The organism is Rhodococcus sp. NPDC057014, assembly GCF_042673295.1.
Classification (GTDB): Bacteria; Actinomycetota; Actinomycetes; order Mycobacteriales; family Mycobacteriaceae; genus Rhodococcus_F.
This window is the reverse complement of sequence record NZ_JBHUSF010000330.1, coordinates 1-9,782: the sequence shown is the minus strand read 5'-3', so window position 1 is coordinate 9,782 and position 9,782 is coordinate 1. Positions and strand designations below refer to the sequence as shown.

9 protein-coding genes and 1 tRNA gene are annotated in these 9,782 nt (G+C 67.5%); 5 read left to right on the top strand and 5 right to left on the bottom strand.

Annotated features, from left to right (window positions below):
- On the top strand, positions 1 to 3,313 hold a 3,313-nt coding region (locus ACFTZB_RS38025), incomplete at its 5' end, for a beta-ketoacyl synthase N-terminal-like domain-containing protein (protein ID WP_378439922.1).
- A 9-nt stretch (positions 3,314 to 3,322) separates the two neighbouring features.
- A complete protein-coding gene (locus ACFTZB_RS38020) occupies positions 3,323 to 3,715 on the top strand; it encodes a holo-ACP synthase (protein WP_009474123.1) in 393 nt (130 codons plus the stop codon).
- A gap of 68 nt (positions 3,716 to 3,783) precedes the next feature.
- Here the strand turns inward: ACFTZB_RS38020 and ACFTZB_RS38015 are convergent, their stop codons facing one another.
- From ACFTZB_RS38015 to ACFTZB_RS38005, 3 genes are all read right to left on the bottom strand, one after another.
- Positions 3,784 to 4,473, bottom strand: a complete 690-nt coding sequence (locus tag ACFTZB_RS38015) for a TetR/AcrR family transcriptional regulator (protein WP_378439919.1) — start codon at positions 4,471 to 4,473, stop codon at positions 3,784 to 3,786.
- A gap of 80 nt (positions 4,474 to 4,553) precedes the next feature.
- Entirely contained in the window at positions 4,554 to 5,327 is a 774-nt protein-coding gene (locus ACFTZB_RS38010; RefSeq protein ID WP_378439917.1) for an ABC transporter permease, read from the bottom strand.
- A complete protein-coding gene (locus ACFTZB_RS38005; protein WP_378439915.1) occupies positions 5,324 to 6,304 on the bottom strand; it encodes an ATP-binding cassette domain-containing protein in 981 nt (326 codons plus the stop codon). The genes ACFTZB_RS38010 and ACFTZB_RS38005 overlap by 4 nt, the downstream gene beginning before the upstream one ends.
- A gap of 59 nt (positions 6,305 to 6,363) precedes the next feature.
- Between ACFTZB_RS38005 and ACFTZB_RS38000 the strand changes: the two genes are divergently transcribed.
- Positions 6,364 to 7,116, top strand: a complete 753-nt coding sequence (locus tag ACFTZB_RS38000) for a TetR/AcrR family transcriptional regulator (protein ID WP_378439912.1) — start codon at positions 6,364 to 6,366, stop codon at positions 7,114 to 7,116.
- Between the two features lie 26 nt (positions 7,117 to 7,142).
- On the opposite strand, the gene bcp is transcribed toward ACFTZB_RS38000, so the two are convergent.
- A complete protein-coding gene (bcp, locus tag ACFTZB_RS37995) occupies positions 7,143 to 7,616 on the bottom strand; it encodes a thioredoxin-dependent thiol peroxidase (protein WP_095864958.1) in 474 nt (157 codons plus the stop codon).
- Positions 7,617 to 7,790: 174 nt separating this feature from the next.
- On the opposite strand from bcp, the gene ACFTZB_RS37990 reads away from it, so the two are divergent.
- Positions 7,791 to 8,012 carry a DUF3618 domain-containing protein gene (locus ACFTZB_RS37990; protein ID WP_037236402.1) on the top strand — a complete coding sequence of 74 codons (222 nt, stop codon included), beginning with the start codon at positions 7,791 to 7,793 and terminating at the stop codon, positions 8,010 to 8,012.
- 156 nt (positions 8,013 to 8,168) lie between these two features.
- On the opposite strand, the gene ACFTZB_RS37985 is transcribed toward ACFTZB_RS37990, so the two are convergent.
- A tRNA-Lys gene (locus ACFTZB_RS37985) sits at positions 8,169 to 8,241 on the bottom strand.
- Positions 8,242 to 8,530: 289 nt separating this feature from the next.
- Here ACFTZB_RS37985 and ACFTZB_RS37980 point away from each other — a divergent pair.
- Complete coding sequence (locus tag ACFTZB_RS37980) at positions 8,531 to 9,769, top strand: Ig-like domain-containing protein (protein ID WP_378439909.1); 1,239 nt, start codon at positions 8,531 to 8,533, stop codon at positions 9,767 to 9,769.
- Positions 9,770 to 9,782: the final 13 nt, after the last annotated feature.

Genomic DNA, 9,782 nt, shown 5'->3' with positions numbered 1-9,782 from the left:
CATCACGGGCCGCGACGGCGTGCTGGCCTCGGCCGCCCGCCTCGTGCTCGAGCAGCTCGGCTTCGCCGGCGACACGGCGGCTGCAGCGCAGCCGACGGACACCGAACTCGTCGACCTCGTGTCGGCGGAACTCGGTTCCGACTGGCCGCGACTGGTCGCTCCCGCGTTCGACGCCAAGCGGGCGGTGCTCCTCGACGACCGCTGGGCCAGCGCACGTGAGGACCTGGCTCGCCTGTGGATCGACGCGGCAGGCTCCGAGTCCCTCGAGATCGAAGGCTTCGCCGGTGCAGGCAAGTCCGTTGCGGCGCAGGCCGCATGGTGGCAGGCCCGCGCAACCGACGAGGGTCGCACTGCTCTGGCCGAGAAGTACGGACGCATCGCGGAGGCGGCAGTCGTCGTCACCGACGAGACCCCCGAATGGGCAGACCAGGTCGCCGTCGTCACCGGCGCCAGCAAGGGCTCAATCGCGGCCTCGGTCGCAGGGAAGCTCCTCGCCGGCGGCGCGACGGTCTTCGTGACCACCTCGCGTCTCGACGACAAGCGTCTCGGCTTCTACCGCGACCTGTACCGCCGCAATGCCCGCGCCGGTGCCGCCCTGTGGGTGGTTCCCGCGAACATGGCGTCCTACACGGACATCGACGCACTCATCGAGTGGATCGGTGAAGCCCAGTACGAGACGGCCGGTGGATCGAAGAAGCTGGTCAAGGAAGCGGTCACCCCGACGCTGCTGTTCCCGTTCGCCGCGCCCCGCGTGGCAGGCGACCTCGCCGACGCAGGCGCCCGCGCCGAAATGGAGATGCGTGTACTCCTGTGGTCGGTGGAGCGCCTGATCGGCGGACTGTCGAAGATCGGTTACGACCGTGACGTCGACACCCACCTGCACGTCGTGCTGCCCGGTTCCCCGAACCGCGGTCTGTTCGGTGGCGACGGCGCGTACGGCGAGGCCAAGGCCGCGCTGGACGCAGTGGTCGGCCGCTGGAAGGCCGAGCGCAACTGGGCCGAGCGCGTCACCCTGGTGCACGCACTCATCGGCTGGGTCCGCGGAACCGGCCTGATGGGCGGCAACGACCCGCTGGTCGAGGCCGTCGAAGGCGCCGGAGTCCGGACCTGGTCCACCCAGGAAATGGCTACCGAGCTGCTGCAGTGGTGCGAGCCCGAGGCACGTCGCCTCGCCTCCACCGAGCCGCTCGCGGCCGATCTGACCGGTGGTCTCGCCCAGGCGAACCTGGATCTGCCCGCCCTGGCGAAGCAGGCTCAGGACGCTGCGGCCGCCGCAGCCGAGGCCGACGAGGTCGCGGAGGCGCTCGACACCATCGCGGCCCTGCCCGCCCCGCCGCGGCTCGCCGCGTCGGTGACTCCGGCCTGGTCCGGCGTCACTGCGGCTCCGGAGGACCTCGTCGTCATCGTCGGCGCCGGTGAGCTCGGACCGTTCGGTTCCTCGCGGACCCGCTTCGAGATGGAGGTCGACGAAGAGCTTTCGGCGGCAGGCGTTCTCGAACTCGCCTGGAACACCGGACTCGTCGTGTGGGAGACCACGCCTTCCGCAGGTTGGTACGACGCCGAGACCGGGGAACTGGTTCCCGAGGCCGAGATCGCGGACCGGTACCACGACACGGTCGTCGAGAACTGCGGCATCCGTCGCTATGTCGACGACGGCGCCATGATCGAGAACACCGCACCGCTGCTCACGTCGGTCTTCCTCGACAAGGACCTGAGCTTCGTGGTCAGCACCGAGGCGGAGGCGCTCGCCTTCGTCGAGGCCGACCCGGAGAACACGGTCGCCGCCCCGGTTCCGGACAGCGGTGACTGGCAGGTCACCCGCCGTGCGGGCACCGAGATCCGCGTCCCCCGCAAGATGAAGCTCACGCGCAGCGTGGGTGGCCAGATCCCGACCGGCTTCGACGTCACCAAGTGGGGCATCCCCGCCGACATGGCCGACTCCGTCGACCGGGTGGGCCTGTGGAACATCGTCGCCACGGTGGACGCGTTCCTCACCGGTGGGTTCACGCCCAGCGAACTGCTGCGGTGGGTGCACCCCTCGCTGGTCGCCAACACCCAGGGCACCGGCATGGGCGGCATGACCTCCATGAGGTCGCTGTACATCGACACGCTGCTCGGCGAGAACCGGCCGAACGACATCCTGCAGGAAGCCCTGCCGAATGTGATTGCGGCGCACGTGGTCCAGTCCTACGTCGGCGGTTACGGCGCCATGGTCCACCCGGTTGCGGCGTGCGCCACGGCCGCGGTGTCCGTCGAGGAGGGTGTCGACAAGATCAAGCTCGGCAAGGCACAGCTCGTGGTCGCCGGCGGGTTCGACGACCTCAGCGCGGAGGGCATCATCGGATTCGGTGACATGTCCGCCACGGCCAAGACCGACGACATGCGGGCGAAGGGCATCGACGACCGTCGATTCTCGCGGGCCAACGACCGTCGTCGCGGCGGGTTCGTCGAGTCGCAGGGCGGTGGCACCATCCTGCTGGCCCGCGGTGACCTGGCACTCGAGATGGGCCTGCCCGTCCTCGGTGTGGTCGCCTACGCCGGGTCGTTCGCGGACGGTGTCCACACGTCGATCCCGGCTCCCGGAATCGGTGCGCTCGGCGCGGGTCGTGGGGGAGCGGATTCGCAGCTCGCCCAGTCCCTCGGCAAGCTCGGTGTCAGTGCCGACGACATCTCGGTGATCTCCAAGCACGACACGTCCACCGCGGCCAACGATCCCAACGAGGCGGAGCTGCACGAGCGCCTCGCCGGGGCACTCGGCCGCAGCGAAGGTGCACCGCTGTTCGTGGTCTCGCAGAAGAGCCTCACCGGACACGCCAAGGGTGGTGCCGCAGCATTCCAGCTGATCGGTCTCTGCCAGGTGCTGGACCAGGGCATCGTGCCGCCGAACCGCAGCCTCGACTGCGTCGACGAGAAGATGGCCGAGTTCGAACACCTCGTGTGGGCCCGGGAGGCGCTCCGCTTCGGCGAGCAGTTCCCGCTGAAGGCCGGTCTGCTGACCAGCCTCGGCTTCGGGCACGTGTCGGGCATGGTCGCGGTCGTCCACTCGCAGGCGTTCGTCGAGGCCGTCCCGGCGGACCGGCGTGAGGCGTACCTCGAGCAGGCACGCAAGCGCACCGTCGAGGGTCAGCGTCGTCTGGCGAAGGCCATGGTCGGCGGCGGCAGCCTGTACGAGCGTCCGGCGGATCGTCGCTTCGGCGGCGACAGCGTCCCGGCCGCCGCATCCCGTCAGCTCGAGGCGGACGTCCTGCTCACCGAGGCCGCGCGCCTCGGAGCGGACGACGTGTACAGCTCGGGTCTGCCCGGCTGCAAGTAGGAACGACGGATGGGAGTTCTGGGGATCGGCTTCGATCTCGTGACGGTGTCGGAGTTCGCCGAGCAGCTGGACCGGCCAGGGACGGCCATGCTCGACAACTTCACACCGGGCGAGCGTCGGGACGCCGTGACCCGGAGCTCCGATCCGGCTAGACATTTCGCTGCCCGGTGGGCTGCGAAGGAGGCAGTGATCAAGGCCTGGTCCACGTCTCTCTTCGCCAGCCCGCCGGTGCTGCCCGAGATGATCCACCACCTGATCGAGGTGGTGACGGATGCGTGGGGGCGACCGAGTATCCGCTTACGCGGGGACGTCGCCAAGCATCTGACGGATGTGAAGATCCACATCTCGCTCACCCACGACGGAGACATGGCCGGCGCGTTCGCCGTCATCGAATCCGTGTAGGCGCCTCCGGCGCTCGTGCGCCTTTCTGGTAGCCCCGGCAACCGGACAGGCGCACGAGTGCGTAGCGCCTAGGTGGAGCGCGACTCCTTCTCGGCGACGAGCAGGTACGCCACCATCAGCCGTTTGAGTTCGGCGACGGCGTCCGCGTGGCTCTGGTTGTCCTGCACCGAGAAGTTGAGCATCGAATACACGACGTGGACGAGTACCTCGGCCATCATCGTGCGCCGCTCCCGCGAGGTCTGCGGGGTGAGCGGTGCCAGCATCCGCGAGACCTGCTCCGCGAACGCCTTCTCGTGGATCGCCCCAGTGGCGCGCGTCGAGGGCGTGGACTGCATCGCCAGCCACACTTCGCGCCTCGACGGATCCGACGTCCACAGGCCCGCCATGTGGTCGACGAACGAATTGAGGAACCGCAGCCAGTCGAGGGACGGGACCTCACCGTTGAACTGGGCGATCTCGTGCTGCACGCCGACGAGGTCCTGCCGGTTGAGCTCGCAGACGATCACGTACTTGTTCGCGAAGAACTGGTAGAGCGTGCCGATCGGGACGTCCGCGCGGGCGGCGACCTCCTCGCAGGTGAACGATTCGAATCCCACGTCCACCAGCAACTCCCGCGAAGCCGCGAGCAGTGCGTCGAACTTGCGGCGGCTACGTTCCTGGGTCGGACGTCTGCGCGGCAGGAGTTCCTGCGGGTCCGACTGCAGCTCCAACGCCGGATCCACACGGCGCGGCGCTTGCTTGCTGACTGAAGACTCCACCGCCCCAGGCTATCCGTCTTTCGTCCGGATTCCGAAGATCCCTCCCGGTGACGCGTCGGGTTTCACCTGGCGGAGACGGTTCATCGCGCCGTCCTCCGGGTGAACAATGTGATCGCCCACAAGTAGCCGGCACAGGCGATTCCGACACACCACAACACCGTGATCAGAGCGGTGTCGTCGACGGGTGTGCCGAGCAGCAGGCCACGGACCGTTTCGATCACCGGCGTGACGGGCTGGTTCTCGGCGAAGGCGTGTAGCCAGCTCGGCATCGTGTCGGTAGGAACGAACGCGCTGCTGACGTAGGGGAGGAAGAGCAGGAAGAAGGTGAACCCGTTGGCGGCTTCCTCGGTGCCCGCGAGCAGCCCGAGCGCGGTCGCCAGCCAGGAGATGGCGAGGATGAACAGGGCGACGATCGCAAGTGCGGCCAGCCACTGCATCGGGCCGGCGGTGGGTCGGAATCCCATGATCATCGCGACGCCGATCACGACGAGGGACGTCAGGAGATTGCGGATGACACTGGATGCGACATGGCCGAACAGGAACGCCGACCGCGCGATGGGCATGGACCGGAATCGGTCGACGATGCCGTGCACCATGTCACCGGTGACGCTCACCGCCGTCTGTGAGGACCCGAAACCGGCGCAGAGCAGGATGATTCCGGGAACCACGTAGTCGAGGTACCCGGTGGCGGTCTGCATGGCTCCGCCGAAGACGTACACGAACAGCAGCAGCAGCAGCACCGGAAGGGCAACGCCCATGATCATCGTGTCCGGGCTGCGGAGCAGGCGCGTCAGGCTGCGGCCGGTCATCGCCGCGAAGTCGTCCAGTGGGCGTGACTGCGTGGTCGGGATCATCGGGCTGCGGCCTCGTTCCGGATCGGGGAAGCGTTCGAGTTGTCGGTGAGAGCGAAGAAGACGTCGTCGAGATCGGGGGAGTGGAGCGAGAGTTTGTCGACGGTGACGCTCTGGTCGTCGATTCGTCCGAGCAGCGTCTTCAGCTGGCCGATGCTGCCGTCGGTCGGGACCTGAATCGCCAGGCGGTCGGTGTCGAGGACGGCGTCGTCGAAGGCCTGGGCGATGTCGTGCAGTTCGGACGGCCGGGTGAACGTGAGCTCGAGGTGCCCGCCGGGCACGAGGCGTTTCAGCTCGTCGGGGGTGCCCTCGGCCACGACCCTGCCGTCGTCGAGGACGGCGGCCCGGTCTGCCAGCCGGTCGGCTTCCTCGAGGTATTGGGTGGTCAGGAAGACGGTGACGCCGCCGTCGACCAGCCGTCGGATCATCTCCCACATGGTCTGCCGGCTGCGCGGGTCGAGACCGGTGGTCGGTTCGTCGAGGAAGATGATGTCCGGCCGCGAAATGAGGCTCATCGCCAGATCGAGGCGCCGGGCCATCCCGCCCGAGTAGGTTCCTGCGCGGCGGGTTCCGGCGTCCACCAGGTCGAACTGCTCGAGTAGCTCGCGGGTGCGCCGCTTGCCCTCCGCGCGGCCGAGGTGGCTCAGCCGGGCCATGAGCCGGAGGTTCTCCTCGCCGGTGAGAAGGTCGTCGACCGCCGCGTACTGCCCGGTCAGGCTGATCTTCCGGCGCACTCCCTGGGGGTCGCGGCGAAGGTCGTGGCCGGCGACGTGCACGGTGCCCGCGTCGGGCGGTGTCAGGGTCGACAGGATGCGGACCAGCGTCGTCTTCCCCGCACCGTTGGCGCCGAGGAGTGCGAACACACTGCCCCGCGGCACGTCGAGGTCGACTCCTTCGAGGACGGTGACGTCTCCGTATGCCTTGCGTACACCCGTGACCGAGACGGCCGATGTGCAAAACTGAGTATCTCGTATACTCATGGTGTGCAGCGTATGCAGTTTTAGGATGAGCGCAAGACCCCGACGAAGTGGATACCTGCATGCCCCGACCGAACGAAACCCCCGACGATCCCACCGGGACCCTGCCCAAGGCCGTCCGGCTGGCGTGGGGAATCGAGCTTCCGGGGACCCGCGGCCCCCGGAAGGGGCTGAGCCTCGAGCGGGTGGTCGACGCCGCCATCGAAGTGGCCGACGCCGAAGGGCTCGCGGGCCTGTCCATGAGCCGGGTCGCGAAGCAACTCGGGTTCACCACGATGTCGCTGTACCGGTACGTCGACAGCAAAGATGATCTGGTGGAGCTGATGGCCGATCGGGCCATCGGTCAGCCCAGCGGGCTCGTCGTATCGGGTGGATGGCGGGACCGGCTCGAATCCTGGGCGCTGGGCGAGTACCGGGCGGTCCGGGCGCATGCCTGGTGGCCGGAGGTGACCATTTCCGCACCTCCTACGGGCCCCAACAACCTCGCGTGGCTGGAAGCCGGTCTGCAGTCGCTGGGCGACACCGGCCTGAGCGAGGACCGGAAGCTGCAAGTGGTGCTGAACGTTTCGCTGTTCGTGATCGGGCGGGCGCGGTTCGCGCTGGACCTGGAACGGCCGGCGAAGGCGGAGCAGGTCGACTACGCCCGGCTGCTCCCTCTACTGCTCGACGAGAAGCGGTTTCCCGCACTGCGGGCGGCGATCGCGGGGGGTGCGTTCGATGCCGGAGACGAAGACGACGCGCACTGGCTCGAACACGACTTCCGGTTCGGCCTCGACCGGATGCTCGACGGCATCGAACGGCTCACGGGCGGCTGACGAGACACAGCCGCCCGTCGCGCCGATCAGACCGACAAGTCCCGCCGCAGTTTCGCGACGTGGCCGGTGGCCCGGACGTTGTACTGGGCCACCTCGATCTTCCCGTCCTCGTCGACGAGGAACGTGGAGCGGATGACGCCCTGCACCGTCTTGCCGTACATCTTCTTCTCGCCGAACGCGCCCCACGCCTCGAGGGTGGTCTTCTCGGGGTCGGACAGGAGCGGGAACGTCAGTTCCTCGTTGTCGCGGAACTTGGCGAGCTTGGCCGGCTTGTCGGGAGAGATGCCGATCACGTCCAGGCCTGCGCCGTTGAGGTCGGCGAGATTGTCGCGGAAGTCGCAGGCCTGTTTGGTGCAGCCCGGCGTGCTCGCCGCCGGGTAGAAGTACACGACGACCTTGCGGCCGCGGAAGTCCGCGAGCGACACGTCGTTGCCGTCGGCATCGGGCAGCGTGAAGGCGGGGGCGGTGTCTCCGGGGGCGAGTCTGCTGTTGTCGGTCACGAGAAGTCAGGCTACCGGGCAGGGGCGACAGTGGGCCGAAGGGCGATCGGGGAGACGGCGACTGGGAGACGGGGTCGCGGGCCGGGAGTTCTCGTCTACGGTTGACGCAAGTGTGGGAACGTCGCGGTAGCGTCGCTCCCGCTGATCGAACCAGTCGAACAAGTTGGAGGACACGTGCCCAGGGACACCGAGAGTATCGAGCGTGAGATCGAGAACGCGCGTAATCAGCTCGCGAGCACTCTCGACGAATTGACGGTCCGCACCAACCCGAAGCGTCTCGTGGAGAACACGAAGCGGACGCTGATCGCGAAGCTGAACGAGCCGGCGGTCAAGTACGGACTGATCGCCGTGGGTGCGGTGGCAGGGCTCCTGGTGCTCCGCAAAGCGTTGCGCTGAACGACCACCCGTGACAGCGGGCCGTCGGAGGTGAAGTTCGCAGTGGCTTCACTTTCCGGCGGCCCGTTCGTCGTCTGACCGCCCTCGCCGTCCGGTGAGATGGTGACAACGAGAAAGGCCCCCATCCTCGTGAGAGGATGAGGGCCTTCGTGCAAGTGCGCCCACAGGGACTCGAACCCCGGACCCAGTGATTAAGAGTCACTTGCTCTACCAACTGAGCTATAGGCGCTCGCTCTTGCGAGACAGAACATTAGCGGGTCGCTTCTCGGGAATGCAAATCGCCTGGTCGCGACTCCCCGCGCCGACCCGATCCGCAGGGTGGTGCGTAACAAGAGCGCCGCTGGTCACGATTGATATTCGAACGTTATTGAGCGGCCCGGCGGGTGGTTGGAGCCGGTCTCCAGTGGCTGGCATCATTGGAGACCACACGGTCTCGACGTGCCGATTCGTCTTGCGAAGGCGACGGACGTGCCGGCTTGAACGTGAATTCGGAGCGAGGACGTGAAGTGGGGTTATCCATGGGTGTGGGGCGTGGCGGGCGCATGCGTGCGCAATCGGTGAGATCCGTCTCGAGGACGGCGACGATTGTGGCGGCATCACTCGCATTCGCAGTGTCGATCGCAGGGTGCACCGTCTCCGGTGCCGACAACGTCACGTCGGAAGGTGAGGCGCCGATCGATTCCAATCCGGTCACCGAACTCATCAAGCCGAAGCTGACGGCGTCGGCAGTCGATGGTGCGGTGGGATTCTCGCCGGGACAACCGGTGACGGTGACGGTGGCCGACGGCACGCTGGCGAAGGTCACCATGCTCAACCCGGAGGGTGAGCCGGTCGACGGGGCCATCGCTCCCGACGGGTTGTCCTGGGTCAACACGGAGCCGCTGGGCTACGACAAGGAGTACCGGCTCGAGGTGAAGGCGAACGGGCTCGGTGGCGGCACCGTCTCGACGTCCGAGTTCACCACCAGCGCGCCCGGCAACGTCACCAAGCCGTACGTGCTGCCGTCGGAAGGCGACGTGGTGGGCATCGGTCAGCCGATCGCCGTCCAGTTCGACGAGAACATCCCCGACCGCAAGGCCGCGGAATCGGCGATCACGGTGACGACGAATCCGCCCGTCGAGGGCGCGTTCTACTGGGTGAACAACCGCGAGGTGCGGTGGCGTCCGCAGAACTACTGGGCACCCGGCACCGCCGTGGACGTGAAGGTCGCCGTGTACGGCAGGGACCTCGGTGACGGCCTGTTCGGTCAGGAGGACGTCCACACCGCGTTCACCATCGGCGATGCCCTCGTCGCGACGGCGGACGACAACACCAAACAGGTGACGTTCGAGCGCAACGGCGAAGTCATCATGACGATGCCCACGTCGATGGGTAAGGACGACACACCCACCGACAACGGCGTCTACATCATCGGCGACCGGTTCGCGAACCTCGTCATGGATTCGTCCACGTACGGCGTGCCCGTCAACTCCCCGCAGGGATACAAGACCCCCGTCGACTGGGCCACACGAATGTCGTACAGCGGCATCTTCTTCCACTCGGCGCCGTGGTCGGTGGGACAGCAGGGCTACTCGAACGCGAGCCACGGTTGCCTGAACCTCAGCCCGTCCAACGCGAAGTGGGTGTACGACAACACGAAGCGCGGCGACATCGTCGTCGTCAAGAACACACTGGGTGGCACCCTGTCGGGCACGGACGGCCTCGGGGACTGGAACATCCCGTGGGATGTGTGGAAGGCGGGCAACGCCAACGCCTGAGCGCAGGCGAGAG